The sequence below is a fragment of the Streptomyces sp. CAU 1734 genome, from assembly GCF_039888735.1.
Lineage (GTDB): Bacteria > Actinomycetota > Actinomycetes > Streptomycetales > Streptomycetaceae > Streptomyces.
Window position 1 is genome coordinate 377924 of sequence record NZ_JBDQQP010000004.1, and the last position, 25533, is coordinate 403456.

A 25533-nucleotide genomic window follows, 5' to 3' on the forward strand; every position below is an offset into this window, starting at 1 on the left:
GTGTTGGCCCGAGGTGGTGTTCAACACGCTGCACGGGGCGTGGTAATAGCCTCCGTCCCCCGTGCTGTCCGCGGGAATCCGGCGGGAGGCTTCGCTCCGAAACGCAGGCCGAGCACAGAATCCCGCTCCCCACTGGTACGGAAATCGTATGCACCGTTCCGGCACGGCCGCTGTCACGGCTCGGTACCGGTGGATCTCTGTCCGGTAACTCTCTGTTCAGTGGCTTTCCGCTCAGCGACTTCCGCTCAGTGGATCTCCGCGGAGAATCCGCGCCCCGCCGGAGCGCGGGTCCGTGTCCGGCCTCCCCGCCAACAGAATCCGCCCGGACGGCTCCGTACGACAACTCCGCGCCCGGAATCGGCGCGAAACCATGTCGGAAAGCCCGGGGAAAAGCCGTACGCCCCGGCAAGCACGGAGTGCCGCCGGGGCGTACGTACAGATGCAGAACAGGCAGCGATTAACGCTTGCTGTACTGCGGGGCCTTGCGGGCCTTCTTGAGACCGGCCTTCTTGCGCTCGACCGCGCGGTCGTCGCGGCTCAGGAAGCCGGCCTTCTTCAGCGGGGCGCGGTTGTTGTCCACGTCCGCCTCGTTCAGCGCACGGGCCACACCGAGGCGCAGGGCGCCGGCCTGGCCGGAGACGCCGCCACCCGAGATGCGGGCGACAACGTCGTAACGGTCGTCGAGCTCGAGCACCTTGAAGGGCTCGTTGACTTCCTGCTGGTGCACCTTGTTGGGGAAGTAGTCCTCAAGGGTGCGACCGTTGATCTTCCACTTGCCGGAGCCCGGAACGATCCGGACGCGGGCGATGGCGTTCTTGCGACGGCCCAGGCCGGCGGCCGGCTGCGGGTCGCCGAAGCGGGACGCGAGCGACTCGGTGGTGTACTCGCCGTCGGCGGGCACCTCCGACTCGAAGGTGGTGACCTCGGCGAAGACCTCTTCGGTCTCGACGGTCGTCTCGGGGGTGGTCTCGGCCACGATATTCCTCAGATTTCTTTTCGTCTTAGGGGTGGTGTGGCCGGAACTACTGCGCGACCTGGGTGATCTCGAACGGGACCGGCTGCTGCGCAGCGTGCGGGTGGGTGTCGCCCGCGTAGACCTTCAGCTTCGAGAGCATCTGGCGGCCCAGGGTGTTCTTGGGGATCATGCCCTTGATGGCCTTCTCGACGGCCTTCTCGGGGCTCTTGGCCAGCAGCTCGTCGTAACGGACGGAGCGCAGACCGCCCGGGTAACCGGAGTGGCGGTACGCCATCTTCTGGGTCTTCTTGTTGCCGGACAGGTGAACCTTGTCGGCGTTGATGATGATGACGAAGTCGCCCATGTCCATGTGGGGGGCGTAAATCGGCTTGTGCTTGCCCCGGAGGAGGTTCGCTGCCGTTGTCGCCAGACGGCCCAGGACGATGTCCTGCGCGTCGATGATGTGCCACTGGCGCGTCACATCGCCGGGCTTGGGGCTGTACGTACGCACGGTCGTAGCCTTCGCTTCTTCAGTGAGTGGGACTCCCCGGGCGATGAAGCCCCGGGAGCGGGTCCTGACAAGGCCACCCGGACGACGACGACAGCACTGGCGGCATGTCGGGGACGCAACCCGAGTGCCTGCCGCTGGTCATCGGCCCGGTGAACCGGCGTAAGGGCCCCTCACGTGAGATAGAGCAAGCCAATACGCATAACGAAGCAGAAGCTTACCCGCGCACCGCCGGACGGGTCAAAACGCCGGCCGGCACGGGGCCCGGAGGACCTGCCGGAACAGCGGCGAAACCCGGCGGAACAGCGACGGAACCCGGGTTGGGCGGTGGCGGGAACGGGCCGGCCGAAGTATCGGCCGGCCCGGCGGAAGTATCGGAGCCGGAAGACGAAAGTTGTCACACAGAGCTACTTTCGGCACTGTCGGTAACCGACTTCACATGGCTACTGTCAGTGACATGCAGCGGATGAGTGAGTCCCGGTCACCCGAGAGATCACCCCTGTGGCGCACCGACACCGCGCCACAGGGGCGGACGGCGGCCCCGTCAGCGCGCCCGCTCCACCCGGCGCTCGTCCCAGACCGGCTCGGGCGTCTCCCGTACGACACCGTCGGAGCCGAAGACCAGATAGCGGTCGAAGCTCTTGGCGAACCAGCGGTCGTGGGTCACCGCCAGCACCGTGCCCTCGTACACCTCCAGACCGTCCTGGAGAGCCTCGGCGGACTCCAGGTCCAGGTTGTCGGTGGGCTCGTCCAGGAGCAGCGCCGTCGTCCCCTCCAGCTCCAGCAGCAGAATCTGGAAGCGCGCCTGCTGGCCGCCGGAGAGCTTGTCGAAAGGCAGATCCCCCTGCCGCTCCAGCTCGTACCGGCGCAGTACGGACATGGCGCCGCCCCGGTCCCTGGCGTGCTCGGTCCAGAGGATGTCGACCAGCGTCCGGCCCAGCAGCTCCGGGTGGGCGTGGGTCTGCGCGAAGTGTCCGGGCACCACCCGGGCGCCCAGCTTCCACTCCCCCGTGTGCGCCACCGAGGTGTCCCCCGCCAGCAACCGCAGGAAGTGGGACTTCCCCGAGCCGTTCGACCCGAGGACGGCCACCCGCTCGCCGTAGTAGATCTCCAGATCGAAGGGCTTCATCAGACCGGTCAGCTCCAGACCCTTGCAGGTCAGCGAGCGGACGCCGGTACGGCCACCGCGCAGCCGCATCCGGATCTCCTGCTCGCGCGGCGGCTCCGGCGGCGGGCCCGCGTCCTCGAACTTCTTGAACCGGGTCTGCATCGCCCGGTACCGCGAGGCCATGTCCGGGCTGTTCGCCGCCTGCTGCCGCAGCCGCAGCACCAGCGCCTTCAGCCGGGCGTGCTCCTCCTCCCAGCGCCGCTTCAGCTCCTCGAAGCGGGCGAACCGCTCCTTGCGGGCGGCGTGGTACGTGGCGAATCCGGCCCCGTGCACCCAGACGTCCGACCCCGCCGGGCTGGGCTCCACGCTGACGATCTTCTCCGCCGCCCGGGAGAGCAGCTCCCGGTCGTGCGAGACGAAGAGGACCGTCTTGCGGGTCTCCTTCAGCCGCTCCTCCAGCCACCGCTTGCCCGGCACGTCCAGGTAGTTGTCCGGCTCGTCCAGCAGCAGCACCTCATCGGGGCCGCGCAGCAGCGCCTCCAGCGCCAGCCGCTTCTGCTCGCCGCCGCTGAGGGTCGTCAGCGCGCGCCACTGCGCCTTCTCGTACGGCACCCCGAGCGCGGCCGTGGTGCACATGTCCCAGACGGTCTCGGCCTCGTACCCCCGCGCCTCCGCCCAGTCGCTCAGCGCCTGCGCGTACCGCATCTGGGCCGACTCGTCGTCCACCGTCATGATCAGCCGCTCGGCCTCGTCCACCGCCTCCGCCGCCGCCCGGATCCGGGGCTGGGCCAGCGAGACCAGCAGATCCCGGACCGTGCGCTCGTCACGCACCGATCCGATGAACTGCCGCATCACCCCCAGCCCGCCGCTCACCGACACCGAACCGCCGTGCGGCTGGAGCTCCCCCGAGATCAGCCGCAACAGGGTGGTCTTCCCCGCGCCGTTCGCCCCCACGAGGGCCACCACGGCACCGTCGGCCACCCGGAACGACGCATCGCCCAGCAGCACCCGCCCATCGGGCAGGTAGTACTCCAGATGCGCTGCTTCAAGATGTCCCATGTGCCGATTGTGAGGCCATCCCCGCTCTCACCCAACCGGATTAGGATGCCCGGCATGACTTCTGGGCAGGGGGGGCCTCCGTGGGGGTCCGGCGGAGAGCGGCAGGATCCCTACGGCGCCGGCGGCGGGGACGGGCGGGGCGGGAGCGGACACGGCGCCCCGGGGCCCTACTCCCCCGGCCCGGCGGGCGGCGGCGACGGCCGGGGATCCCATGGCGGTGAGGCCCAGCCGAACCCGTACGCCACCGGGCCCCGGGGCGCCGGACCGGATCCGCATCCGTACGCCACGCCCCCGCGGGCCGCACCGGGCCCCTACGGGCCGCCCGCGCCGTATGCCGCCCCGCTGCCGGGCCATCCCCCGCACGGCCCCGGGAGCGCCCCGCAGGAGCCCTTCGACGCCTTCGGCACGGGCGCCGGCCCCTCCGCGGCGCCCGGCTCCACCCCCGACTGGGCCGCGCTCGCCGACGCCTCCGCCTCCCGGACCCGCCGCAGGCGCCGGCTGCTGATCGGCGGCGGCGTGCTGGCCATCGCCGCGATAGGCGGCCTGGTGGCGACCGCGATCGTCTCCTCGCAGGACAGCGGGCGCCCGGCACAGAACACCTCGGGCAAGCTCCCGGGACCGCAGCCGCTGCCCAGCGACTCCGCCGAGCCGGCCCCCTCCTTCTCCTCGGTCGCCCCGCTGCCGCCGCCGGACCCCGAGGACTTCATCTCCAGCGAGAAGAAGGACACCGCCCCGCTCTCGGTGGACACCCTCTTCCCCGGCGGGAAGCTGACCATGGTGGGACGCGAGTACACCAAGGGCGCGACCGCCCGCACCGGGGACTGCGCCTCGGCCGTCCAGGGCGGGCTCGGGGCCGTCCTCCGGAGCAACGGCTGCGACCAGCTCTTCCGGGCCACCTACCGCAAGGACGGAGTGGCGGTCACGGTCGGCGTCGCCGTCTTCGGCGAGGAGCGCGAGGCCAAGCGGGCGCTCCGGCAGTCGCGGGGCAATGTGGCGCCGCTGGCGGGCGCGGGCGTCCCGGTCTTCTGCAAGGGCGGCCCGGCCTGCCGCTATGTCGCCAACTCCTACGGGCGGTACGCCTACTTCACCACCACCGGCTACACCTCGGCGAAGTCCGTCACCCGGGGCGACACCAAGGCGTTCCGGGCCGGTGACGATCTGGCGGAGTTCACCTTCCGCCAGATCGTGCGGCGCGGGAGCGTGCAGGCGTCAGCAGCAGCCGCCGACCCCGCCGGCTGAGCCGGGCAGCGACCGCTTGTTGCGGGCCTCGCGGTTCCGCGCGGCCAGCAGCTCATCGGCGGGGTAGCCGACCTCCTCCAGGGTGAGGCCGTGCGGGCGCACCACATGGACCGCCGAGTCCCGTACGCCCGCGGCCAGCACCTTCCCGGGCCACTCCACCGGCCGGTGCCCGTCGCCCACGAAGAGCAGCGCCCCGACCAGCGAGCGCACCATGTTGTGGCAGAAGGCGTCGGCGCGCACCGTCGCCGTGATGATCCCGGCGCCGTCCCGCTCCCAGGAGAGCTGCTGGAGGGTGCGGATGGTGGTCGCGCCCTCGCGCTTCTTGCAGTACGCGGCGAAGTCGTGCTCCCCCACCAGCCGCTCGGCGGCGGCGTTCATCGCGGCCACGTCGAGCGGCCAGTCGTGCCAGAGCACATGGCCGCGCAGCAGCGGGTCGACCCCGCCGGGGTGGTCGGTGACCCGGTAGGCGTACCGCCGCCAGACGGCCGAGAAGCGGGCGTTGAACCCCGTCGGGGCCTCGGTCAGCCGCCAGATCCGCACATCGCGGCCGAGCCGCCCCGCGAGCCGCTTCAGCAGCTTCTCGCGGTGCTCGGCCCAGAGTTCCACCGGAAGATCGACATGGGCGACCTGACCGCGCGCATGCACCCCGGCGTCGGTCCGCCCGGCCACGGTCAGCTCATGGGTGCGCGAGGAGCGCGTCACGGTACGGAGCGCGTCCTCGATCTCCCCCTGGACGGTCCGGCGTCCCCCGGCCTGCTTGGCCCAGCCGGAGAAGTCCCTCCCGTCGTAGGAGAGGTCCAGCCGCACCCGGATCAGTCCGGGCCTCACATCGTCGTCGCTCACGGTCACATCACTCACGTATCAGATCCTCCCAGAGCACCACGGACCCCGGGGACGCTCCCCGGACATGCGGAAGGGCCCGCCCCCACGAGGGGAGCGGGCCCGTCCGTCAGCCGCGGACGCCGAGGCGTCCGTGCCGGTCCCCGCGCGGGCGCGGGGGCTCGGCCGGCTCAGGCGTCCTTGGACTCCGAGGAGGCCTCGGCGGCCGGCGCGTCCTCGGCGGGCGCGTCGTCCTTCTTCAGCGCGTCTTCCTTGACCGCGCGCTTGGCGGCGGCCTCGGCCTCGGCGACGGTGGCCTTCTTGGCGATCTCGCCCTCGACCAGCTCGATCACGGCCATCGGAGCGTTGTCACCGCGGCGGGGACCGACCTTGGTGATACGGGTGTAGCCACCCGGGCGCTCGGCGTAGCGAGGAGCGATCTCGGTGAACAGGGCGTGGACGATGCCCTTGTCCGTGATCGTCTGAAGAACCAGGCGACGGTTGTGGATGTCGCCCTTCTTCGCCTTGGTGATCAGGCGCTCGGCGACCGGACGCAGGCGGCGGGCCTTGGCCTCGGTCGTGGTGATGCGGCCGTGCTCGAACAGCTGCTTCGCGAGGTTCGCGAGGAGCAGACGCTCGTGCGCGGCGCTGCCGCCCAGACGGGCACCCTTGGCGGGCTTCGGCATGGTGTTTCTCCTTGTGTGCTGCACCGGCCGTGTCAGGTACCGGTGTCAGTTCCCCTCGGGCGGTTGCCCGAGGGAAGTCCCGGCGGCAGCGCCGCGGCGGGGCTCCGGGAAGATCCCGTGCGCCCCGCCGGGCGACGTGCCGCACAGAGCCGGTGAGCGTGTGATCAGTCCCTCGTCACCCGCTCACCGGCGGCTGCTCAGTACTGCTCGGTCTCGACGAAACCGGCGTCCGCGTCGTCGTCGGCGCCGAAGGCGTCGGCCGCGGCGGTCGGGTCGAATCCGGGCGGGCTGTCCTTGAGCGCCAGGCCCATGCCGGCGAGCTTGGCCTTGACCTCGTCGATGGACTTGGCACCGAAGTTGCGGATGTCGAGCAGGTCCGCCTCGGAGCGGGCCACCAGCTCGCCCACCGAGTGGATGCCCTCGCGCTTGAGGCAGTTGTAGGAGCGGACGGTCAGCTCCAGCTCCTCGATCGGCAGCGCCAGATCGGCGGCGAGCGCGGCGTCCGTCGGGGACGGGCCCATGTCGATGCCCTCGGCGTCGATGTTCAGCTCGCGCGCGAGACCGAAGAGCTCGACCAGGGTCTTGCCCGCGGAGGCCATGGCGTCACGGGGACGCATCGCCTGCTTGGTCTCGACGTCGACGATCAGCTTGTCGAAGTCGGTGCGCTGCTCGACTCGGGTGGCCTCGACCTTGTACGTGACCTTGAGCACCGGGGAGTAGATGGAGTCGACCGGGATACGGCCGATCTCCTGGCCCAGCTGCTTGTTCTGCACGGCGGAGACGTAGCCGCGACCGCGCTCGACGGTCAGCTCCATCTCCAGCTTGCCCTTGCCGTTGAGGGTGGCGAGGACCAGGTCGGGGTTGTGCACCTCGACACCGGCCGGGGGCGCGATGTCGGCGGCGGTGACCAGGCCGGGGCCCTGCTTGCGCAGGTACATCACAACCGGCTCGTCGTGCTCGGAGGAGACGACCAGCTGCTTGATGTTGAGGATGAGGTCGGTGACGTCCTCCTTGACGCCCGGCACGGTGGTGAACTCGTGCAGGACACCGTCGATGCGGATGGACGTGACCGCCGCACCCGGGATCGAGGAGAGGAGGGTACGGCGGAGGGAGTTGCCGAGGGTGTAGCCGAAGCCCGGCTCCAGCGGCTCGATGACGAACCGCGAGCGGTACTCGTCGACTACCTCTTCGGTCAGCGAGGGGCGCTGAGCGATCAGCATGCGGTGATCCTTCAGTCGGGGGCGCCCACTATTTGACGCCCGACATATGTATTTCAAAGGGTACGGGCGGCACGGCCCGAAAGAGCCGTACCGCCCGGACACTCATGGTGGGACAGGACACGAGGTCCGGCCCCGGCACAGACCGTGCGCGAGACGCGACAGCCGGCCGGACGCGAGGTCCGGCACAGGCCGTGCGTCAGACGCGGCGGCGCTTCGGCGGACGGCAGCCGTTGTGCGGGGTGGGGGTGACGTCCTGGATCGAGCCGACCTCGAGGCCGGTGGCCTGGAGGGAGCGGATCGCGGTCTCACGGCCGGAGCCGGGACCCTTGACGAAGACGTCGACCTTGCGCATGCCGTGCTCCTGCGCGCGGCGGGCGGCCGACTCGGCGGCCATCTGCGCGGCGAAGGGGGTGGACTTGCGCGAGCCCTTGAAGCCGACGTGGCCGGCGGAGGCCCAGGAGATCACGTTGCCCGAGGGGTCGGTGATCGAGACGATGGTGTTGTTGAACGTGCTCTTGATGTGCGCGTGGCCGTGAGCGACGTTCTTCTTTTCCTTGCGGCGCACCTTCTTGGCAGCGCCCTGACGACCCTTGGGGGGCATCTATATCTCCTACAGGGAGGTGGTCGGTCCTACAGCGAAGACCGCGGATGGGTGTCCGCTGTGGACTACTTCTTGCCCGGCTTCTTCTTGCCGGCGATGGCGCGACGCGGACCCTTGCGGGTACGGGCGTTCGTGCTGGTGCGCTGACCGTGGACCGGCAGGCCGCGACGGTGGCGCAGACCCTGGTAGCAGCCGATCTCGACCTTGCGGCGGATGTCGGCCTGGATCTCGCGGCGGAGGTCACCCTCGGTGCGGAGGTTGGCGTCCACGTACTCGCGGATCTTGACCAGGTCCTCTTCGGCCAGGTCACGAACGCGGGTGTTCGGGTTCACGCCGGTGGCCGCAAGGATTTCCTTGGACCGGGTGCGCCCGACACCGAAGACGTAGGTGAGTGCGATCTCCACGCGCTTTTCGCGCGGGATGTCGACACCGGAAACGCGTGCCATTCAATGGCTCCTGTGTGTTCGGAGGTCTTCCACAGAACCTGTCCCGACCGCCGACCCCATGGCAATGAGGTGGTACGTCCGGGTCCCCGGCCCCCGCCGGAGGTGTCGCCGGCCCTGGTATGGGCTGGGCGGGTTCTGCGTATGTACGATTTATTCGCGTCGCGCGAAGAACTGCGGGAAGTGCAGGTTGGCGTGCGTCAGCCCTGGCGCTGCTTGTGGCGCAGGTTGTCGCAGATGACCATGACCCGACCGTGACGGCGGATCACCTTGCACTTGTCGCAGATCTTCTTGACGCTCGGCTTGACCTTCATGGGATGTGAGGTTCTCCGGGTCAGTGCCATGACCCCGCCCTGAGACGGACGGGGTACGGCAAGATCTACTTGTATCGGTAGACGATCCGGCCACGCGTCAGGTCGTACGGAGAGAGCTCCACAACGACCCGGTCGTCCGGGAGGATACGGATGTAGTGCATCCGCATCTTGCCGGAGATGTGCGCGAGGACCTTGTGACCGTTCTGAAGCTCCACCTTGAACATCGCGTTCGGGAGGGACTCGATCACGGTGCCCTCGATTTCGATGGCACCTTGCTTCTTGGCCACGCTTCGCCCTTCGAATCGGCTACCTTGATCGACTCTCGTTTCACCGGGTGCGGAATGCAGACACACGGGTACACGAGAGCCGACGCATCAGTCTACGTCAGGCCATCGGAAAAGACGAATCCGGTAAGGATGCCCAACAGCGGTGATCGTTACTCCGCCCGTTCCGGCCGGGCGAATGGTGCACAGGGCATGGAAACCGCCGGGAGGTACCCCGGGGAAGTACCGCCGGAAAACCCCGGAAACCCCGGGAAAGCCGGCGGGGGAAGCGCCATCGCTCCATCACCGCGGGATCCCGGGACCGGCCCGGACGCCCGCGGGCGTCAGCCCAGCGGGTCGGGGGCCGCCGTGATGCCCAGCTCGGCCAGGCGGGCACGGCCGCAGTCGGGCGAGGTGAGGACCAGCGGGCCCTCCTCCGTCACCGCCACCGAGTGCTCCCAGTGGGAGGACCAGGTGCCGTCCGTGGTGATCACGGTCCAGTCGTCGGAGAGCACCTCGGTCTTCGCGGTGCCGAGGGAGACCATGGGCTCGATCGCCAGACAGAAGCCGGGCACCAGCTTCGGGCCCTTGCCGCGCTTGCGGGCGACGTAGTTCAGCAGATGCGGGTCCATGTGCATCTCGGTGCCGATGCCGTGCCCGCCGTAGTCCTCGATGATTCCGTACCGGCCGCCGCCGGGCTTCGGCTGGCGGCGGATGTAGGTCTCGATCGCGCGGGAGATGTCCACCAGCCGGTTGCCGGCCTTCATGGCGGCGATCCCGGCCCACATGGAGTCCTCGGTCACCCGGGAGAGCTCGATCAGCTCCGGAGCGTGGCCGCTGCCCACGAAGACGGTGTACGCGGCGTCGCCGTGCCAGCCGTCGATGATCGCGCCGGCGTCCACCGAGATGATGTCGCCGTCCTTGAGGACGGTCTTGTCGTCGGGGATGCCGTGGACCACGACCTCGTTGACCGAGGTGCAGATGGTCGCGGGGAAGCCGCCGTATCCCAGGAAGTTCGACTTGGCCCCGTGCTCGGCGATCACCTTGCGGGCGACCTCGTCCAAGTCCTTGGTGGTGGCGCCGGGGACGGCGGCCTCACGGGTCGCCGCGTGGATCGCGGCGACGACCAGCCCCGCCTCACGCATCTTCGCGATCTGCTCCGGGGTCTTGATCTGCACCATGGCCTTGCCTTCCACCTCTGACACGTCTGTCACATCGGATCTGTCACATCGGACACGTGTGACATGTTTGCGCCGGTGCCGGGTCCGGCACCCGCACTGGCTCTTCAACAGTACGGCCGCGGTGTCCGGTGGACACCGCGGCCGTACAGAATCCCGCCGAAGGCCCTCAGGCCGCCTTCTAGGACTTCTTCAGAGCGCCCATCGCCCGCTGGGTCACCTCGGTGACCGGACCGAGCGCCGAGATCGTCACCACGAGGCCCTGGCCCCGGTAGTAGTCGATGATCGGCTCGGTCTGGCTGTGGTAGACCTCCAGGCGCTTGCGGACGGTGTCCTCGGAGTCGTCGTCGCGCTGGTAGAGATCTCCGCCGCAGGTGTCGCAGACGCCGTCCTGCTCGGGCGGCGAGTACGTCACATGGAACACATGACTGGAGTCATTGCGGCAGATCCGGCGGCCGGCGATCCGCTTGACCACCTCGTCCTCGGGGACCTCCAGGTCGAGCACCGCGTCGAGCGTCATGCCCTCGGACTTCAGCATCGCGTCGAGTGCCTCGGCCTGCGAGACATTGCGCGGGAAGCCGTCGAGCAGGAAGCCGTTCACGGCGTCCGGCTGGTCCATCCGGTCCTTGGCCATACCGATGGTGACCTCATCGGGCACCAGCTCTCCCGCGTCCATATACGACTTGGCTTTCCGACCGAGGTCGGTGCCCTTGCTGATATTCGCGCGGAACAGATCTCCCGTGGAGATGTGCGGAATGGACAGGTTCTCGGCGAGGTACGCGGCCTGCGTTCCCTTGCCGGCACCGGGTGGTCCGACGAGGACGATTCGCATCAGCGGAGGAACCCTTCGTAATTGCGCTGCTGGAGCTGGCTCTCAATCTGCTTCACGGTCTCCAGACCCACACCCACGATGATGAGGATGCTTGTCCCGCCGAACGGGAAGTTCTGGTTCGCGCCTCCGAAGCCCGCCAACGCCATCGTCGGGACAAGAGCAATCAGACCCAGGTACAGCGAGCCGGGCCACGTGATCCTGTTGAGCACGTAGCTCAGGTACTCGGCAGTAGGACGGCCGGCCCGGATGCCCGGGATGAAGCCACCATACTTTTTCATGTTGTCCGCGACTTCTTCGGGGTTGAAGGAGATCGCCACGTAGAAGAACGCGAAGAACACGATGAGCAGGAAGTAAGCGGTGATGTAGTAGGCGTGGTCGCCCGTGACGAAGTACCGCTCAATCCAAGTCTTCCATCCTGAAGTCCCGCTTGAGAACTGAGCAACGAGCGCGGGAATGTACAGGAGGGAGGAGGCGAAGATGACCGGGATCACACCGGCCTGGTTCACCTTGAGCGGGATGTACGTGGACGTACCGCCGTAGGAACGGCGGCCGATCATGCGCTTCGCGTACTGAACAGGGATACGACGCTGTGCCTGTTCCACGAAGACGACAAGACCCACCATCACGAAGCCGATGAGAATGACGGTGCCGAACTCGATCCAGCCCTTGGCGAGCGTGCCGCTCTCCTTGATGGCCCAGAGCGCGCCCGGGAAGCCGGCGGCGATCGAGATGAACATCAGGATGGACATGCCGTTGCCGATACCGCGGTCGGTGATGAGCTCACCGAGCCACATGGTGGCGGCGGTACCCGCGGTCATGGTGATCACCATGACGACGGTCGTGTAGATGGAACGGTCCGGGACGATTTGGTTGGCGACCTGACAGCCGCTGAACAGCGCACCGCTGCGCGCCGTTGCCACCAGACCGGTGCCCTGGAGGATGGCGAGGGCGACCGTCAGATAACGCGTGTACTGCGTGATCTTCGCGGTGCCGGACTGCCCCTCCTTCTTCAGGGCCTCCAGCCTCGGAATGACCACGGTCAGCAGCTGAAGAATGATGCTCGCCGTGATGTACGGCATGATGCCGAGCGCGAAGATGGTGATCTGCAGCAGCGCACCGCCGCTGAACATATTCACCAAGCCGAACAGGCTGTTGTTGCTCTCCGACGCCGCTTTGACACAGATCTGTACGTTCTGATAGTCGATGCCGGGTACGGGAATGTGAGACCCGATCCGGTACAGAACGATGATGCCGAGCGTGAAGAGCAGCTTCTTGCGCAGGTCGGGCGTCTTGAACGCCCGGGCGAACGCGGTGAGCACGGTGCCTCCTGCGACCCCCGCGCTACTGCGTCAGAGGTGACGGTCTTGAGGATCGACGAATACGTATCAGGCAAATCCGGACACCCCCCATGGCGGCTGAACGTCCGGTGCGGGGTCGGTCCCCGCGTCTATACAACAACAGTGCACGCCACCTTACCGGCGACGGTGCTTTCCTTGGAACGACCAACCGGGGATGCCCCATATGAGAGGGCATCCCCGGTCGGATGGTTCAGCTTTCAGCCACGGAACTCGTCTCAGACAAGCTCGGTGACGGTACCGCCGGCGGCGGTGATCTTCTCCTTGGCGGACCCGGAGACGGCGTCAACCGTCACCGTGAGCGCCACGGAGACCTCGCCCTGGCCGAGAACCTTGACAAGCTGGTTCTTGCGAACCGCGCCCTTGGCGACCAGATCGGCCACCGTGACGTCGCCGCCCTCGGGGTAGAGGGACGCGAGCTTGTCCAGGTTGACGACCTGGTACTCGGTGCGGAAGGGGTTCTTGAAGCCCTTCAGCTTCGGGAGGCGCATGTGGAGGGGCATCTGCCCGCCCTCGAAGCGCTCCGGAACCTGGTAACGAGCCTTGGTGCCCTTGGTACCACGACCGGCCGTCTTGCCCTTGGACGCCTCACCACGACCGACGCGAGTCTTCGCGGTCTTGGCGCCCGGGGCGGGACGGAGGTTGTGGACGCGCAGCGGGTTCTGCTCCGCCATGTCAGTCGACCTCCTCGACCGTCACGAGGTGGCGGACGGTGTGCACCATTCCGCGGAACTCGGGACGATCCTCCTTGACAACCACGTCGTTCAGGCGCTTGAGCCCGAGCGAACGCAGGGTGTCGCGGTGGTTCTGCTTGCTGCCGATGTACGACTTCGTCTGCGTGATCTTGAGCCGGGCCATTACGCACCCGCTCCCGCACGAGCACGGAGCAGGGCCGCGGGGGCCACGTCCTCGAGGGGCAGACCGCGGCGGGCCGCGATCTCCTCGGGACGCTGGAGACCCTTGAGGGCCGCCACGGTCGCGTGCACGATGTTGATCGCGTTGTCGGAGCCGAGCGACTTCGACAGGATGTCGTGAACGCCGGCGCACTCCAGAACGGCGCGCACCGGGCCACCGGCGATAACACCGGTACCGGGGGAAGCAGGCTTCAGCAGGACGACGCCCGCGGCCTTCTCACCCTGGATGGGGTGCGGGATGGTGCCCTGGATACGGGGAACCTTGAAGAATGCCTTCTTGGCCTCTTCAACACCCTTGGCGATCGCGGCCGGCACCTCCTTGGCCTTGCCGTAACCGACACCGACGGTGCCGTCACCATCGCCCACCACGACCAGCGCGGTGAAGCTGAAGCGACGACCACCCTTCACAACCTTGGCGACGCGGTTGATCGCGACAACGCGCTCAACGTACGCGGTCTTCTCGGCGGCAGCTGCGCCGCCGTCACGGCCCTTCCGGTCCCGCCGCTCGCCGCCACCGGCACCGCTTCCGCGGCGCTGGGGTCCAGCCATTGGATTACCTCTCTCTGTTACGTCCGCTAGCTCCGGAACCGGGGCTTAGAACTTCAGCCCGGCTTCGCGGGCGGCGTCGGCCAGAGCGGCAATCCGCCCGGCGTACTGGTTGCCACCACGGTCGAACACGACGGCCTCGACACCGGCGGCCTTGGCGCGCTCGGCGACCAGGGCGCCGACCTGCTGGGCCTGGGCGCTCTTCGCACCCTCGCCACCGCGGATCGAGGTGTCCAGGGTCGACGCCGACGCGAGCGTGTGGCCCGCGATGTCGTCGATGACCTGCGCCACGATGTGGCGGTTGGAACGCGTCACGACCAGGCGCGGACGCTCCGGCGTACCGGAGATGCGCTTGCGGACGCGAATGTGACGGCGCTTGATGGCGGCGCGCTTGTACGCGTCACCCTTGGCGATCTTCACACCGAATGCCATGGCTTACTTACCCGCCTTTCCGACCTTGCGGCGGATGACCTCGCCCGCGTACTTGACGCCCTTGGCCTTGTACGGGTCGGGCTTCCGCAGCTTGCGGATGTTCGCGGCGACCTCGCCGACCTTCTGCTTGTCGATGCCCTCGACCGAGAACTTGGTCGGCGACTCGACCTTGAAGGAGATGCCCTCGGGCGCCTCCACCAGGATCGGGTGGCTGTAACCGAGCTGGAACTCCAGGTTGGAGCCCTTCGCGGCGACGCGGTAACCGACACCGCTGATCTCGAGCGCCTTCGTGTACCCCGCGGTCACGCCGGTGATCATGTTCGCCACCAGCGTGCGGGACAGGCCGTGAAGGGCCTTGTTCTGACGCTCGTCGTTCGGGCGGGTGACGTTGAGAACGCCGTCCTCACCCTTAACGATCTCGATCGGCGCGGCAACGGTGTGGCTCAGGGTGCCCTTGGGACCCTTCACCGCGACCGTGCGGCCATCGATGGTGACGTCCACACCGGCGGGAACCTGGATGGGGAGCTTGCCGATTCGCGACATTGCTATTCCTCCGTTCCCGACTACCAGACGTAGGCGAGGACTTCCCCACCCACGCCCTTCTTCTGTGCCTGCTGGCCGGTCAGGAGGCCGTGCGACGTGGAGATGATCGCCACGCCGAGGCCGCCCAGAACCTTGGGCAGAGAGGTGGACTTCGCGTACACGCGCAGACCCGGCTTCGAGATCCGCTTGATGCCCGCGATGGAGCGCTCACGGTTCGGGCCGAACTTGAGCTCGAGAACGAGGTTCTTGCCGACCTCGGCGTCCTCGACCTTCCAGCCCGTGATGAAGCCCTCCTGCTGGAGGATCTCCGCGATGTGCGACTTGATCTTGCTGTGCGGCATGACGACGGAGTCGTGGTACGCCGAGTTCGCGTTGCGCAGACGCGTCAACATGTCTGCGATGGGATCAGTCATGGTCATGAATTGGCCTTCGGCCTCTCTCGCCGGGGTTTCCTGTATGCGCCATCCCTCTCCCCACACAGGGGCGGGACGGGTGCGGCGCGGGGACCTACGGCGTAGTAAGTCGATCAGGGCGACGGACGCCCAACCCTCCTAGCCTAAGCCATGGAGGAGGGGGCTTCCGCCTGCCCTCTGCTTACCGAGAGCGTCCGGTGGACCCAGTCCTGCTCGGCCGCCCGGTGCGTACCCCGTGAGGGGCACCGGCCGGGCGGCCGGCAGGCGGGACTACCAGGAGCTCTTGGTCACGCCCGGCAGCTCGCCACGGTGAGCCATCTCACGAAGGCACACGCGGCAGAGGCCGAACTTGCGGTACACGGAGTGGGGACGACCGCAACGCTGGCAGCGCGTGTAGCCACGCACGCCGAACTTGGGCTTGCGGGCGGCCTTGGCAATGAGAGCCTTCTTCGCCACGGCTCACGCCTCCTTGAACGGGAAGCCGAGGTGACGAAGGAGCGCGCGGCCCTCAGCGTCGTTGGTCGCCGTGGTGACCACGGTGATGTCCATACCCCGGACGCGGTCGATCTTGTCCTGGTCGATCTCGTGGAACATGACCTGCTCCGTGAGACCGAAGGTGTAGTTGCCACGGCCGTCGAACTGCTTGGGGGACAGGCCGCGGAAGTCGCGGATGCGCGGAAGCGCGAGCGACAGGGTGCGGTCCAGGAACTCCCACATGCGGTCGCCACGGAGGGTGACGTGGGCACCGATCGGCTGGCCCTCACGCAGCTTGAACTGCGCGATGGACTTGCGGGCCTTGGTCACGGCCGGCTTCTGACCGGTGATCGTGGTCAGGTCCTTGATGGCGCCGTCGATCAGCTTCGAGTCACGGGCGGCGTCGCCGACACCCATGTTGACCACGATCTTGACGAGACCGGGAACCTGCATGACGTTCTCGTACGAGAACTCCTCACGCAGCTTGCCCGCGATCTCCTCGCGGTACTTCGTCTTCAGACGCGGAGTGGTGGTGGTAGCCATCAGATGTCCTCACCCGTCCGCTTGGCAACGCGGATCTTGTTGCCCTCGTCGTCGAAGCGGAAACCGACGCGGGTCACGACCTTCTTGCCGTCCTTCTCCACGACGAGCTGAACATTGCTCACGTGAACGGGGGCTTCGGTGGTGATGATCCCGCCGGTCTGCGAACCACGAGCGGTCTGGCCGGCCTTGGTGTGCTTCTTGACCCGGTTGACACCCTCGACCAGGACGCGGTCCTCGCGGGGGAAGGCCTGAATGACCTTGCCCTGCTTGCCCTTGTCCTTACCGGTGATGACCTGAACCAGGTCGCCCTTCTTGATCTTCATGCTTACAGCACCTCCGGCGCGAGCGAGATGATCTTCATGAACTTCTTCTCGCGCAGCTCACGACCCACGGGGCCGAAGATACGGGTGCCGCGAGGGTCGCCGTCGTTCTTCAGAATGACGGCGGCGTTCTCGTCAAAGCGGATGTACGAGCCGTCCTGGCGGCGGCGCTCCTTCACGGTGCGAACGATGACCGCCTTGACGACGTCACCCTTCTTCACGTTGCCACCGGGGATCGCGTCCTTGACGGTGGCGACGATGACGTCACCGATGCCCGCGTAGCGGCGACCCGAGCCACCGAGAACACGGATGCAAAGGATTTCCTTGGCACCAGTGTTGTCGGCAACACGCAGTCGCGACTCCTGCTGGATCACGTCTATCTCCTGTTTGTCTGCCGGTTCCCGGCGGGGACCACCGGGGTGGTCCCCGCCGAGCCTGGCGGAACTGAACTCGAAGGGTTACCCCTTCGAGTAATTACTTGGCCTTCTCGAGGATCTCGATGACGCGCCACCGCTTCGTGGCGGACAGCGGCCGGGTCTCCATCAGGAGGACGCGGTCGCCGACGCCGGCGGCGTTCTGCTCGTCATGGGCCTTGAGCTTGTTCGTACGGCGGATGACCTTGCCGTACAGCGCGTGCTTCACACGGTCCTCGACAGCGACGACGACGGTCTTGTCCATCTTGTCGCTGACGACCAGACCCTCACGGGTCTTGCGGAAACCGCGCGCGGTCTTCTCTTCAGTCACGTTGCTCTCGCTCATCAGGCGCTCTCCACCGTCTCGATGCCCAGCTCGCGCTCACGCATCAGGGTGTAGATCCGCGCGATGTCCTTGCGGACGGCCTTCAGCCGGCCGTGGTTCTCGAGCTGTCCGGTCGCCGCCTGGAAGCGGAGGTTGAACAGCTCTTCCTTGGCCTCGCGGAGCTTACCGAGAAGCTCCTCGCCGCCCAGTTCGCGCAGCTCGGACGCCTTGGTTACGGCCGACATCACGCCTCACCTGCCTCGCGCCGAACGATGCGGCACTTCATCGGAAGCTTGTGAGCGGCTCGGGTGAGCGCCTCACGAGCAATCTTCTCGTTCGGGTAGGACAGCTCGAACATCACCCGACCGGGCTTGACGTTCGCGATCCACCACTCGGGGGAACCCTTACCGGAACCCATGCGGGTCTCGGCGGGCTTCTTGGTCAGCGGGCGGTCCGGGTAGATGTTGATCCAGACCTTGCCGCCACGCTTGATGTGGCGGGTCATCGCGATACGAGCCGCCTCGATCTGGCGGTTGGTCACGTATGCCGGCGTGAGGGCCTGAATGCCGTACTCGCCGAACGCAACCGTCGTACCACCCTTGGCCATACCACTGCGCTTGGGGTGGTGCTGCTTGCGGTGCTTGACCCTACGGGGGATCAGCATTTCGGTCAGGCCTCCGTTCCGGTGCTCTCAGCCGGAGCAGCGGCAGCGGTCTCGGCCTTGGGGGCCTCGGCACCGGTGCTCTGCTGCGGCTTGCGACCGCGACCGCCACGCTCGCCACCGCGGCCACCGCGGCCGGCCGGGCGGTCGTTACCGCCACGGGCCGGACGGTTGCCGGCGCGGGCGGCGGCGTTCTCGGCGCGGACCTCGGCGATGTTCTTGACGTCGCCCTTGTAGATCCAGACCTTCACACCGATGCGGCCGAAGGTCGTCTTGGCCTCGAAGAAGCCGTACTCGACGTTCGCGCGGAGCGTGTGCAGCGGCACACGGCCCTCGCGGTAGAACTCCGAGCGGGACATCTCGGCGCCGCCGAGACGGCCACCACACTGGATCTTGATGCCCTTGGCGCCCGCCTTCATCGCCGACTGCATGCTCTTGCGCATGGCACGGCGGAAGGAGACACGGGAGGACAGCTGCTCGGCGACGGCCTGGGCCACCAGCTGAGCGTCCACCTCGGGGTTCTTGACCTCGAGGATGTTCAGCTGAACCTGCTTGCCGGTCAGCTTCTCCAGCTGGCCGCGGATCTTGTCGGCCTCGGCGCCGCGGCGACCGATGACAATGCCCGGGCGAGCGGTGTGGATGTCCACACGGACGCGGTCACGGGTGCGCTCGATCTCAACCTTCGAGATGCCGGCGCGCTCCATACCGGACGTCAGCATCCGCCGGATGGCGACGTCTTCCTTGACGTAGTCCTTGTACAGCTTGTCGGCGTACCAGCGGGACTTGAAGTCCGTGGTGATACCGAGCCGGAACCCATGCGGGTTAACCTTCTGGCCCATTACCGGGTTCCTTCCTTGCTGCTGACGACCACGGTGATGTGGCTGGTCCGCTTGCGGATCCGGTAGGCACGGCCCTGAGCACGCGGACGGAACCGCTTCAGGGTCGGGCCCTCGTCCACATACGCCTCGCTGATGAACAGCGAGTTGGCGTCGGTGTGCTCGTAGTTGTGCGCGGCGTTGGCAATGGCGCTGTCGAGCACCTTGCCCACCGGCACGCTGGCGGCCTGCGGGGCGAAACGCAGGACCGCCTGAGCCTCCGTGGCATCCATGCCACGGATGAGGTCCACCACGCGGCGGGCCTTCATGGGCGTGACGCGGATGTACCGCGCTTGGGCCCTGGCTTCCATGGTTGTCCCTTCAGTGTCTGACACGTTCGTCATAGTCGTTTCCACCCCGCGTTAGCGGCGCTTCGACTTCCGGTCGTCCTTGACGTGGCCGCGGAAGGTGCGAGTCGGCGAGAACTCGCCGAGCTTGTGGCCGACCATCGACTCGGTGACGAACACCGGGACGTGGGTCTTGCCGTTGTGCACCGCGATCGTGTGGCCCAGCATGGCCGGGACGATCATCGAGCGACGGGACCAGGTCTTGATGACGTTCTTGGTGCCTGCTTCGTTCTGTACGTCCACCTTCTTGATCAGGTGGTCGTCGACGAAGGGCCCCTTCTTGAGACTGCGCGGCATCTAAACCCGCTCCTAGCGCTTCTTGTTCGTCTTGCGGCGGCGGACGATGTACTTGCTGCTCGCCTTCTTGGGAGAACGAGTACGACCCTCCTTCTGACCCCACGGGCTGACCGGGTGGCGACCACCGGAGGTCTTGCCCTCACCACCACCGTGCGGGTGGTCAACCGGGTTCATCGCGACACCGCGGACGGTCGGGCGAACGCCCTTCCAGCGCAGGCGGCCGGCCTTGCCCCAGTTGATGTTCGACTGCTCGGCGTTGCCGACCTCGCCAATCGTGGCGCGGCAGCGGACGTCGACCAGGCGGATCTCACCGGACGGCATACGAAGGTGGGCCATGGTGCCCTCCTTCGCCAGCAGCTGCACGGAGGCACCCGCGGAGCGGGCGAACTTCGCGCCGCCGCCGGGCCGCAGCTCGATGGCGTGGATGGTCGTACCGACCGGGATGTTGCGCAGCGCCAGGTTGTTGCCGGGCTTGATGTCGGCGGTCGGACCGTTCTCGACACGGTCGCCCTGCGACAGGTGACGGGGGGCGATGATGTAGCGCTTCTCGCCGTCCGCGTAGTGCAGGAGCGCGATGCGCGCGGTGCGGTTCGGGTCGTACTCGATGTGAGCGACCTTCGCCGGAACGCCGTCCTTGTCGTGACGACGGAAGTCGATCACTCGGTAGGCGCGCTTGTGGCCACCGCCCTGGTGGCGGACGGTCACACGACCGGTGTTGTTACGGCCGCCCTTGCTGTGCAGGGGGCGGACCAGCGACTTCTCCGGCGTGGACCGCGTGATCTCGACGAAGTCGGCGACGCTGGAGCCACGACGGCCCGGAGTCGTCGGCTTGTACTTGCGGATACCCATTTCTCAGTCCTCGTCCGATATTCGGACCAGGGCCTCCGTTAGGAGGCCTGGCCGAAGATGTCGATACGGTTGCCCTCGGCAAGGGTCACGATGGCGCGCTTGGTGTTGGCGCGCTTGCCGAAACCGGTGCGGGTGCGCTTGCGCTTGCCCTGCCGGTTGATCGTGTTCACCCCGGTGACCTTGACCGAGAAGACCGCTTCCACGGCCTGCTTGATCTGGGTCTTGTTCGCACGCGGGTCGACGATGAACGTGTACTTGTTCTCGTCCAGCAGCGCGTAGCTCTTCTCGGAGACGACCGGCTTGACGAGAATGTCACGCGGGTCCGAGTAGGTCTTGCTGGTGACGAGCGCCGTGGCGTTCTCGTTCTCAGTCATCAGGCGTCGTTCCCTTCGGTCTCGTTGGCCTTGGGGCCAGACACGAAGGACTCGAAGGCGGCCTGAGTGAAGACCACGTCCTCGGAGCGGATCACGTCGTACGTGTTCAGCTGGCCCGGCTCCAGAATGTGCACCTGGGGCAGGTTGCGGGCGGACAGCCACGCGGCCTCGTCGGAGCGCTCGACGATCAGGAGCGTGTTCTTGCGCTCCGAGATCTTGCCGATCAGCGTCCGGACGGACTTGGTGGAGATGCCGCCCTCGACCACGCCGGTGACGACGTGGATGCGGGAGTTGCGGGCCCGGTCGGTGAGGGCACCGCGCAGGGCGGCGGCCTTCATCTTCTTGGGGGTCCGCTGCGAGTAGTCACGCGGCACGGGACCGTGCACGACGCCACCACCGGCGAACTGCGGGGCGCGGGTCGAACCCTGACGGGCGCGGCCGGTGCCCTTCTGGCGGTACGGCTTCTTGCCGCCACCGCGGACCTCGCCACGCGTCTTGACCTTGTGCGTGCCCTGACGGGCGGCGGCCAGCTGCGCGACGACGACCTGGTGGATCAGCGGGATGCTGACCTTGGCGTCGAAGATCTCGGCCGGGAGCTCTACGGTCCCGGTCTTGTCGCCTGCGGGCGACAGAATGTCAATGGTGCTCATAGTCCTCAGGCCCCCTTGGCCGCAGTGCGGACCAGGACCAGGCCGCCGTTGGGACCAGGAACCGCACCCTTGATGAGGAGCAGGCCCTTCTCCGCGTCAACAGCGTGAACGGTCAGGTTCTGGGTGGTGACCCGCTCGTTGCCCATACGGCCCGCCATGCGGAGGCCCTTGAACACACGGCCCGGGGTGGCACAGCCACCGATGGAGCCGGGGGAGCGGTGCTTGCGCTGGGTGCCGTGACCGGCGCCGAGGCCCTTGAAGTTGTGACGCTTCATGACACCGGCGAAGCCCTTGCCCTTGCTCTTGCCCGTGACGTCAACCTTGACGCCGGACTCGAACACAGCGGCGGTGATCTCCTGGCCGAGCGTGTACTCGGCGGCGTCGGAGGTGCGGAGCTCCACCAGGTGGCGGCGGGGGGTCACGTCGGCCTTGGCGAAGTGGCCCTTGAGGGGCTTGTTCACCTTGCGCGGGTCGATCTCGCCGAAGGCGATCTGGACCGACTCGTAGCCGTCGGAGTCATTCGTACGGACCTGGGTAACGACGCAGGGCCCGGCCTTGACGACGGTCACCGGGACGACACGGTTGTTCTCGTCCCAGACCTGGGTCATGCCGAGCTTCTCGCCCAGGACGCCCTTGATCTGCTTTGCCATCTCTTCCGCGCCTCTCAGAGCTTGATCTCGATGTCAACGCCGGCCGGAAGGTCCAGGCGCATCAGCGAGTCAACGGTCTTGGGCGTCGGGTCGAGGATGTCGATCAGGCGCTTGTGCGTGCGCATCTCGAAGTGCTCGCGCGAGTCCTTGTACTTGTGCGGCGACTTGATGACGCAGTACACGTTCTTCTCAGTGGGCAGCGGCACCGGGCCTGCGACCGACGCACCAGTACGCGTCACCGTCTCGACGATCTTCTTCGCCGAAGAGTCGATGACCTCGTGGTCGTAGGCCTTGAGCCGGATGCGGATCTTCTGTCCCGCCATGGCTACTTCGTAGTCCTGTCTGTTGGTGGAAACGCTCTGACGCTTCGGCCGGTACTGCGATCCTTCTCCGACCCACGCGGTCGGGCGTGTCGCACTCCCTCTACGAAGATCTCCCGAAGGATTTCCCAACCAAGGGTGTGCGGGCCCAGCCCGCGTATCGGGGGAGGAACACCCACCGAGCGCCTGGTCGGCACCCCGCTGACACTTCCCGGAAGATTCCCGTACGTCCGCCTCAGCGCTGCCCGGAGGGCAGATGGGGCGACGAGTACTGTGGGACTCGCTTCCGGTCCTCCCGGCGGGAGGCGCGCAGCATCGGCACTCAAACCGAGCAACCCCGATAGTCTGCCACACGCGCCCCGGGCCTGGCCAATCGGGCCGAAGAGAGTACCCCAGGGGATCACTGGCGGGGGCGGGGCGGCGGGCCGGCGCGTGCGGCGGGCCGCGCGGGGGGTCCCCTCGGTCACCATCGGTCACTCGGCGTGACGAGAACTCTCTTCCGGCTCTCCCTGTACGCCCCGCCTGTGCGCCGCCACCCGTGCCCGCTCGATCGCCTCGGGGGTGCGGCCCGGATCCGGGATGCCGGGCCCGTAGGGAGCGGACCACCAGGACGGCACGGACCCGTCCGGGTAGTGCTCGAAGGTGCGGCAGCTGTCGCACCACTCCCAGAGCCGCCCCCGGCCGGCGAATTCGATTCCGTCGTACTTCCTCGGCCGGGCGTTCTCCAGGAGATACCAGCGGTGCAGTCCGGTGTTTCCGCAGACCGGACACGGGGCCGCGACGTCCGGCCCCGTCCAGTCCTGATTGAACGTCCGCCGCCACAGCGGATGCACCTCGGTGTCGGCCTCGCGCCACTCAGGCATCGATATCACCTGTTTCCCTCGATCCAGTCTTGAAGCGCATTTCCCGATCCATAAGGTGTGCCATCGGCCATGGAATCCGCAGTGCCGTGAATTTCACCCTCGAAAGTGCCGTTGCGGAGATAATATCTGGCGTGGCTCAGCTCGTGAGCAATGGTGTTCGCGGCAGTGACGTCGTCCACCACTCCCGACGGGCCCACTCTGATGACGAGTCCGCCCTCCACGGCGCGGGTCACCCCCTCGTTCCCCTGCGGGAGATCGGGGTCGTACACCACGCTGATGTCCCGTCCGGATCCCCGGAGATTGATGCCATATTTCTCGGCGACATCGCGCAGATAGGTGTCCTTGTCGAGCGAGTTGTCGAGCGTGCGCTCGACTTCGCCCTGCCGAATACCTCTGGCCTCTCGCTCCTGCGGGCCGGGATTGGTGCACGGAGCCAGCCCGAGCGGGTCGGACCAGGTGCGAGGGTCGCGAACATATGCGGACGGGTTCGGCGCGGGGGCCAGTCCCAGCGGATCAGGCGAAAGATATCGCCCAACCTCCGGGTCGTAATGACGGTGGAAGTTGTAATGCAGCCCCGATTCCGGATCAAAATACTGACCGGGGAATCGGAGCGGGGTGTACGCGACACTGTCCCTGGCCCAGGCGGTCGTGCCCCAGAGGGTCCTGCGGGACTGCCAGGCGAGGAGGCCGTCCTCGTCGATCAGTTCCGCCGGTGTACCGATCAGGTCCGTGGCGATGGCGAAGAAGCGGTCGTCGATCAGGGACTGAGGTGACCGGGAATCGTAAATACGTTCGGTTTGAGCCACCGGGTGCAGTCCCAGGTGATCCCAGGTCAGGGAGACAGGCCGGGCCGAGAGGTCGACCGTGACCTCCTCGCAGAGCGTTCCGCCGTCCCATGTGAAGATCACCTGGGACGGGTCGGCCCGGCCGCCCCCCGCCGTCTTCCGCTTCGAGATCCTGCGGCCCAGGGGGTCGTACCGATAGCGCCAGGTCGCCCCGTCCGGAGTGGTGACGCCGGTGAGCCGGTCCTCCGCGTCCCACGTATAGCGCCAGGTGTCCGGCTTGCGGGAGAGCCGGGTCTTCTGGCGGAGGGTGACGCGGCCGAGTCCGTCGTGCTCGTAGCGGATGCTCCCGGCGCGGGTGATCACCGTGCCGGTGTAGGCGCGGGGGCCGGTGGCCTCCTGGCCGGGGTGGCCGGCGGGCCAGGTGGCGTTCGTCTGGTTGCCGGCCGCGTCGTAGGCGTATGTCTCGGTCCAGTCGGCGGCATGCACGGCGGTCACACGGCCTGCTGGATCCAGGTCGTAGGTGCGCGGGCCAGTGAGCCGGTCCTCGGTGGCGATGAGGTTGCCGTCGGCTCGGTAGGTGTAGCCGCGGCGCTGGATGCCGCGGTCCCCGTGGCTGATCAGCTGGCCGCTGAGACGGCCGAGCTGATCAAAGGTGTTCTCCAGGGTAAGCGTGTCACCGATGCGCCGGGTGGTCTCCCGGCCGACCGCGTCCCGTTCGAAGGTGAGGGTGCGGCCCGAGGTGGTGAGGCTCGCACGGCGGCCCGCCGCGTCATGGGTCCAGGTGCTGACCGCTCCCGACGGCGTGGTCCGGGAGATCCGGCGGCCGAGGGCGTCATGACCGTACTCCAGGGTGCGGCCGTTGACCGTCTCGGACTTGAGACGGCCGTGCCGGTCGCGGAGGAAGGTGATGGTCGCGTCAGGCCCCACCGCCTCGGCGATCCGGTCGAAGACGTCGTAGGTGAAGGTCGTGACCGCCCCGGACGCGTCCCGCGAGACCACTCGCCCCAGGGCGTCGTGGGCGAACCTCATGGTCCGGCCGAGGGCATCGGTACGCGTGGTGAGGCGCCCCGCCGCGTCGTGTCCGTAATCCAGGGTCCGGCCGTCGAAGTCCGTCTCGGAGACGAGGCGCCCGGCCGCGTCGTACCCGTACCGCCAGCTCAGCCCCTGCGGGTTCCGCACCCGGGAGAGGCGCAGTTCGCTGTCGTGCTCGAACTCGTGGCGGACCCCGTCGGAACCCGTGCGGGCCGTCATCAGGTCGAAGTGGGTGTACTCGAAGCGGGTGACAGCGCCCAGGGCGTCGGTGTGCGTCAGGCAGTTGCCCTCTCCGTCGTAGGTCCATGACTGACGGGAGCCGTCGGC

General features: G+C 67.6%; 37 protein-coding genes and 1 pseudogene. 1 reads left to right on the forward strand and 37 read right to left on the reverse strand.

The annotated features are described in order from the left end of the window. Positions 1-457: 457 nt before the first annotated feature. From rpsI to AAFN69_RS09975, 3 genes are all read right to left on the reverse strand, one after another. Positions 458-976, reverse strand: coding sequence for a 30S ribosomal protein S9 (gene rpsI / locus AAFN69_RS09965; protein WP_347727986.1), 519 nt, complete (start codon positions 974-976; stop codon positions 458-460). Between the two features lie 46 nt (positions 977-1022). Further along, on the reverse strand, positions 1023-1466 hold the full coding sequence (gene rplM / locus AAFN69_RS09970; RefSeq protein WP_347727987.1) for a 50S ribosomal protein L13: 444 nt from the start codon (positions 1464-1466) through the stop codon (positions 1023-1025). A gap of 541 nt (positions 1467-2007) precedes the next feature. Next, positions 2008-3630 (reverse strand): ATP-binding cassette domain-containing protein, encoded by a 1623-nt coding sequence (locus AAFN69_RS09975; RefSeq protein WP_347727988.1) that lies wholly within the window; start codon positions 3628-3630, stop codon positions 2008-2010. A 342-nt stretch (positions 3631-3972) separates the two neighbouring features. Here AAFN69_RS09975 and AAFN69_RS09980 point away from each other — a divergent pair, with 342 nt between their 5' ends. Then, positions 3973-4869 (forward strand): hypothetical protein, encoded by an 897-nt coding sequence (locus AAFN69_RS09980; protein WP_347728114.1) that lies wholly within the window; start codon positions 3973-3975, stop codon positions 4867-4869. Here AAFN69_RS09980 and truA read toward each other — a convergent pair. The 34 genes and pseudogenes from truA to AAFN69_RS10150 form a co-directional block, all read right to left on the reverse strand. Continuing rightward, the gene (gene truA / locus AAFN69_RS09985; protein WP_347728115.1) at positions 4840-5718 is read right to left on the reverse strand and encodes a tRNA pseudouridine(38-40) synthase TruA; all 879 of its coding nucleotides are present in this window, start codon (positions 5716-5718) and stop codon (positions 4840-4842) included. The genes AAFN69_RS09980 and truA overlap by 30 nt on opposite strands. Positions 5719-5879: 161 nt before the next feature. Next, positions 5880-6374, reverse strand: a complete 495-nt coding sequence (gene rplQ / locus AAFN69_RS09990; protein ID WP_347727989.1) for a 50S ribosomal protein L17 — start codon at positions 6372-6374, stop codon at positions 5880-5882. Positions 6375-6571: 197 nt separating this feature from the next. Continuing rightward, positions 6572-7594 (reverse strand): DNA-directed RNA polymerase subunit alpha, encoded by a 1023-nt coding sequence (locus tag AAFN69_RS09995; RefSeq protein WP_010473911.1) that lies wholly within the window; start codon positions 7592-7594, stop codon positions 6572-6574. 196 nt (positions 7595-7790) lie between these two features. Beyond that, positions 7791-8195, reverse strand: coding sequence for a 30S ribosomal protein S11 (gene rpsK / locus AAFN69_RS10000; RefSeq protein ID WP_003956432.1), 405 nt, complete (start codon positions 8193-8195; stop codon positions 7791-7793). A gap of 65 nt (positions 8196-8260) precedes the next feature. Further along, the gene (rpsM, locus tag AAFN69_RS10005) at positions 8261-8641 is read right to left on the reverse strand and encodes a 30S ribosomal protein S13 (RefSeq protein WP_347727990.1); all 381 of its coding nucleotides are present in this window, start codon (positions 8639-8641) and stop codon (positions 8261-8263) included. Between the two features lie 197 nt (positions 8642-8838). Next, positions 8839-8952 (reverse strand): 50S ribosomal protein L36, encoded by a 114-nt coding sequence (gene rpmJ / locus AAFN69_RS10010; protein WP_003956441.1) that lies wholly within the window; start codon positions 8950-8952, stop codon positions 8839-8841. 65 nt (positions 8953-9017) lie between these two features. Continuing rightward, positions 9018-9239 carry a translation initiation factor IF-1 gene (gene infA / locus AAFN69_RS10015; protein WP_003956442.1) on the reverse strand — a complete coding sequence of 74 codons (222 nt, stop codon included), beginning with the start codon at positions 9237-9239 and terminating at the stop codon, positions 9018-9020. 320 nt (positions 9240-9559) lie between these two features. Further along, positions 9560-10396, reverse strand: a complete 837-nt coding sequence (gene map, locus AAFN69_RS10020; RefSeq protein ID WP_347728116.1) for a type I methionyl aminopeptidase — start codon at positions 10394-10396, stop codon at positions 9560-9562. Between the two features lie 178 nt (positions 10397-10574). Further along, on the reverse strand, positions 10575-11225 hold the full coding sequence (locus AAFN69_RS10025) for an adenylate kinase (protein WP_347727991.1): 651 nt from the start codon (positions 11223-11225) through the stop codon (positions 10575-10577). Continuing rightward, on the reverse strand, positions 11225-12544 hold the full coding sequence (secY, locus tag AAFN69_RS10030) for a preprotein translocase subunit SecY (protein ID WP_347727992.1): 1320 nt from the start codon (positions 12542-12544) through the stop codon (positions 11225-11227). Before secY ends, AAFN69_RS10025 begins: the two co-directional genes overlap by 1 nt. Before the next feature lie 254 nt (positions 12545-12798). Continuing rightward, a complete protein-coding gene (rplO, locus tag AAFN69_RS10035) occupies positions 12799-13254 on the reverse strand; it encodes a 50S ribosomal protein L15 (RefSeq protein ID WP_347727993.1) in 456 nt (151 codons plus the stop codon). 1 nt (position 13255) lies between these two features. Further along, complete coding sequence (gene rpmD / locus AAFN69_RS10040; RefSeq protein WP_005313525.1) at positions 13256-13438, reverse strand: 50S ribosomal protein L30; 183 nt, start codon at positions 13436-13438, stop codon at positions 13256-13258. Further along, positions 13438-14043 (reverse strand): 30S ribosomal protein S5, encoded by a 606-nt coding sequence (rpsE, locus tag AAFN69_RS10045; protein WP_347727994.1) that lies wholly within the window; start codon positions 14041-14043, stop codon positions 13438-13440. The genes rpmD and rpsE overlap by 1 nt, the downstream gene beginning before the upstream one ends. A gap of 45 nt (positions 14044-14088) precedes the next feature. Then, positions 14089-14472 (reverse strand): 50S ribosomal protein L18, encoded by a 384-nt coding sequence (rplR, locus tag AAFN69_RS10050; protein WP_347727995.1) that lies wholly within the window; start codon positions 14470-14472, stop codon positions 14089-14091. Positions 14473-14475: 3 nt separating this feature from the next. Further along, a complete protein-coding gene (rplF, locus tag AAFN69_RS10055; RefSeq protein ID WP_347727996.1) occupies positions 14476-15015 on the reverse strand; it encodes a 50S ribosomal protein L6 in 540 nt (179 codons plus the stop codon). Positions 15016-15035: 20 nt separating this feature from the next. Next, on the reverse strand, positions 15036-15434 hold the full coding sequence (rpsH, locus tag AAFN69_RS10060) for a 30S ribosomal protein S8 (protein WP_307661675.1): 399 nt from the start codon (positions 15432-15434) through the stop codon (positions 15036-15038). 264 nt (positions 15435-15698) lie between these two features. Continuing rightward, a complete protein-coding gene (locus tag AAFN69_RS10065) occupies positions 15699-15884 on the reverse strand; it encodes a type Z 30S ribosomal protein S14 (RefSeq protein WP_003948630.1) in 186 nt (61 codons plus the stop codon). 3 nt (positions 15885-15887) lie between these two features. After that, positions 15888-16445, reverse strand: coding sequence for a 50S ribosomal protein L5 (gene rplE / locus AAFN69_RS10070; RefSeq protein ID WP_347727997.1), 558 nt, complete (start codon positions 16443-16445; stop codon positions 15888-15890). Next, positions 16445-16768: a 50S ribosomal protein L24 gene (rplX, locus tag AAFN69_RS10075; RefSeq protein ID WP_347727998.1), complete on the reverse strand. Its 324-nt coding sequence runs from the start codon at positions 16766-16768 to the stop codon at positions 16445-16447. Before rplX ends, rplE begins: the two co-directional genes overlap by 1 nt. Before the next feature lie 2 nt (positions 16769-16770). After that, positions 16771-17139, reverse strand: coding sequence for a 50S ribosomal protein L14 (gene rplN, locus AAFN69_RS10080; protein WP_003956455.1), 369 nt, complete (start codon positions 17137-17139; stop codon positions 16771-16773). A 100-nt stretch (positions 17140-17239) separates the two neighbouring features. After that, positions 17240-17524, reverse strand: coding sequence for a 30S ribosomal protein S17 (gene rpsQ, locus AAFN69_RS10085; protein WP_347727999.1), 285 nt, complete (start codon positions 17522-17524; stop codon positions 17240-17242). Continuing rightward, positions 17524-17748 carry a 50S ribosomal protein L29 gene (gene rpmC, locus AAFN69_RS10090; RefSeq protein ID WP_347728000.1) on the reverse strand — a complete coding sequence of 75 codons (225 nt, stop codon included), beginning with the start codon at positions 17746-17748 and terminating at the stop codon, positions 17524-17526. Before rpmC ends, rpsQ begins: the two co-directional genes overlap by 1 nt. After that, positions 17748-18167, reverse strand: coding sequence for a 50S ribosomal protein L16 (gene rplP / locus AAFN69_RS10095; RefSeq protein WP_347728001.1), 420 nt, complete (start codon positions 18165-18167; stop codon positions 17748-17750). The genes rpmC and rplP overlap by 1 nt, the downstream gene beginning before the upstream one ends. 5 nt (positions 18168-18172) lie before the next feature. After that, positions 18173-19003, reverse strand: a complete 831-nt coding sequence (gene rpsC / locus AAFN69_RS10100) for a 30S ribosomal protein S3 (protein WP_347728002.1) — start codon at positions 19001-19003, stop codon at positions 18173-18175. Beyond that, positions 19003-19350: a 50S ribosomal protein L22 gene (gene rplV, locus AAFN69_RS10105; protein ID WP_347728117.1), complete on the reverse strand. Its 348-nt coding sequence runs from the start codon at positions 19348-19350 to the stop codon at positions 19003-19005. Before rplV ends, rpsC begins: the two co-directional genes overlap by 1 nt. 51 nt (positions 19351-19401) lie before the next feature. Then, positions 19402-19683 (reverse strand): 30S ribosomal protein S19, encoded by a 282-nt coding sequence (rpsS, locus tag AAFN69_RS10110; protein ID WP_003956461.1) that lies wholly within the window; start codon positions 19681-19683, stop codon positions 19402-19404. 12 nt (positions 19684-19695) lie between these two features. Then, positions 19696-20532 (reverse strand): 50S ribosomal protein L2, encoded by an 837-nt coding sequence (gene rplB, locus AAFN69_RS10115; RefSeq protein WP_347728003.1) that lies wholly within the window; start codon positions 20530-20532, stop codon positions 19696-19698. A gap of 38 nt (positions 20533-20570) precedes the next feature. Next, positions 20571-20906, reverse strand: coding sequence for a 50S ribosomal protein L23 (gene rplW / locus AAFN69_RS10120; RefSeq protein ID WP_347728004.1), 336 nt, complete (start codon positions 20904-20906; stop codon positions 20571-20573). Further along, complete coding sequence (rplD, locus tag AAFN69_RS10125) at positions 20906-21556, reverse strand: 50S ribosomal protein L4 (protein WP_347728005.1); 651 nt, start codon at positions 21554-21556, stop codon at positions 20906-20908. Before rplD ends, rplW begins: the two co-directional genes overlap by 1 nt. A 5-nt stretch (positions 21557-21561) precedes the next feature. Next, positions 21562-22206, reverse strand: coding sequence for a 50S ribosomal protein L3 (gene rplC, locus AAFN69_RS10130; protein WP_347728006.1), 645 nt, complete (start codon positions 22204-22206; stop codon positions 21562-21564). Between the two features lie 14 nt (positions 22207-22220). After that, a complete protein-coding gene (rpsJ, locus tag AAFN69_RS10135; RefSeq protein WP_003948644.1) occupies positions 22221-22529 on the reverse strand; it encodes a 30S ribosomal protein S10 in 309 nt (102 codons plus the stop codon). A 470-nt stretch (positions 22530-22999) separates the two neighbouring features. Beyond that, a complete protein-coding gene (locus AAFN69_RS10140) occupies positions 23000-23398 on the reverse strand; it encodes a hypothetical protein (protein ID WP_347728007.1) in 399 nt (132 codons plus the stop codon). After that, a complete protein-coding gene (locus tag AAFN69_RS10145) occupies positions 23395-25203 on the reverse strand; it encodes an RHS repeat-associated core domain-containing protein (protein ID WP_347728008.1) in 1809 nt (602 codons plus the stop codon). Before AAFN69_RS10145 ends, AAFN69_RS10140 begins: the two co-directional genes overlap by 4 nt. Before the next feature lies 1 nt (position 25204). Next, a pseudogene (locus AAFN69_RS10150) lies at positions 25205-25497 on the reverse strand (RHS repeat domain-containing protein); the annotation flags it as partial. Between the last annotated feature and the right edge of the window lie 36 nt (positions 25498-25533).

Excerpts from the sequence above, each read along its gene's own strand:
- rpsE (WP_347727994.1), bottom strand. The coding sequence starts at position 14,043 with ATGGCTGGACCCCAGCGCCGCGGAAGCGGTGCCGGTGGCGGCGAGCGG.
- rplF (WP_347727996.1), bottom strand. The coding sequence starts at position 15,015 with ATGTCGCGAATCGGCAAGCTCCCCATCCAGGTTCCCGCCGGTGTGGAC.
- rpmD (WP_005313525.1), bottom strand. The coding sequence starts at position 13,438 with ATGGCCCGGCTCAAGATCACGCAGACGAAGTCGTACATCGGCAGCAAG.
- AAFN69_RS10025 (WP_347727991.1), bottom strand. The coding sequence starts at position 11,225 with ATGCGAATCGTCCTCGTCGGACCACCCGGTGCCGGCAAGGGAACGCAG.
- rplC (WP_347728006.1), bottom strand. The coding sequence starts at position 22,206 with ATGGCAAAGCAGATCAAGGGCGTCCTGGGCGAGAAGCTCGGCATGACC.
- AAFN69_RS09975 (WP_347727988.1), bottom strand. The coding sequence starts at position 3,630 with ATGGGACATCTTGAAGCAGCGCATCTGGAGTACTACCTGCCCGATGGG.
- rpsH (WP_307661675.1), bottom strand. The coding sequence starts at position 15,434 with ATGACCATGACTGATCCCATCGCAGACATGTTGACGCGTCTGCGCAAC.
- rplV (WP_347728117.1), bottom strand. The coding sequence starts at position 19,350 with ATGGAAGCCAGGGCCCAAGCGCGGTACATCCGCGTCACGCCCATGAAG.
- rplX (WP_347727998.1), bottom strand. The coding sequence starts at position 16,768 with ATGAAGATCAAGAAGGGCGACCTGGTTCAGGTCATCACCGGTAAGGAC.
- rplW (WP_347728004.1), bottom strand. The coding sequence starts at position 20,906 with ATGACTGAGAACGAGAACGCCACGGCGCTCGTCACCAGCAAGACCTAC.
- rplE (WP_347727997.1), bottom strand. The coding sequence starts at position 16,445 with ATGGCTACCACCACCACTCCGCGTCTGAAGACGAAGTACCGCGAGGAG.
- rplQ (WP_347727989.1), bottom strand. The coding sequence starts at position 6,374 with ATGCCGAAGCCCGCCAAGGGTGCCCGTCTGGGCGGCAGCGCCGCGCAC.
- rpsQ (WP_347727999.1), bottom strand. The coding sequence starts at position 17,524 with ATGAGCGAGAGCAACGTGACTGAAGAGAAGACCGCGCGCGGTTTCCGC.
- rpmC (WP_347728000.1), bottom strand. The coding sequence starts at position 17,748 with ATGTCGGCCGTAACCAAGGCGTCCGAGCTGCGCGAACTGGGCGGCGAG.
- rplP (WP_347728001.1), bottom strand. The coding sequence starts at position 18,167 with ATGCTGATCCCCCGTAGGGTCAAGCACCGCAAGCAGCACCACCCCAAG.
- rpsC (WP_347728002.1), bottom strand. The coding sequence starts at position 19,003 with ATGGGCCAGAAGGTTAACCCGCATGGGTTCCGGCTCGGTATCACCACG.
- rpsS (WP_003956461.1), bottom strand. The coding sequence starts at position 19,683 with ATGCCGCGCAGTCTCAAGAAGGGGCCCTTCGTCGACGACCACCTGATC.
- rpsJ (WP_003948644.1), bottom strand. The coding sequence starts at position 22,529 with ATGGCGGGACAGAAGATCCGCATCCGGCTCAAGGCCTACGACCACGAG.
- rplO (WP_347727993.1), bottom strand. The coding sequence starts at position 13,254 with ATGGCGGAGCAGAACCCGCTGCGCGTCCACAACCTCCGTCCCGCCCCG.
- rplB (WP_347728003.1), bottom strand. The coding sequence starts at position 20,532 with ATGGGTATCCGCAAGTACAAGCCGACGACTCCGGGCCGTCGTGGCTCC.
- AAFN69_RS10145 (WP_347728008.1), bottom strand. The coding sequence starts at position 25,203 with ATGAGGTTCGCCCACGACGCCCTGGGGCGAGTGGTCTCGCGGGACGCG.
- AAFN69_RS09995 (WP_010473911.1), bottom strand. The coding sequence starts at position 7,594 with ATGCTGATCGCTCAGCGCCCCTCGCTGACCGAAGAGGTAGTCGACGAG.
- rpsM (WP_347727990.1), bottom strand. The coding sequence starts at position 8,641 with ATGGCACGCGTTTCCGGTGTCGACATCCCGCGCGAAAAGCGCGTGGAG.
- rplD (WP_347728005.1), bottom strand. The coding sequence starts at position 21,556 with ATGAGCACCATTGACATTCTGTCGCCCGCAGGCGACAAGACCGGGACC.
- rpsK (WP_003956432.1), bottom strand. The coding sequence starts at position 8,195 with ATGCCCCCCAAGGGTCGTCAGGGCGCTGCCAAGAAGGTGCGCCGCAAG.
- rpmJ (WP_003956441.1), bottom strand. The coding sequence starts at position 8,952 with ATGAAGGTCAAGCCGAGCGTCAAGAAGATCTGCGACAAGTGCAAGGTG.
- map (WP_347728116.1), bottom strand. The coding sequence starts at position 10,396 with ATGGTGCAGATCAAGACCCCGGAGCAGATCGCGAAGATGCGTGAGGCG.
- rplR (WP_347727995.1), bottom strand. The coding sequence starts at position 14,472 with ATGGCATTCGGTGTGAAGATCGCCAAGGGTGACGCGTACAAGCGCGCC.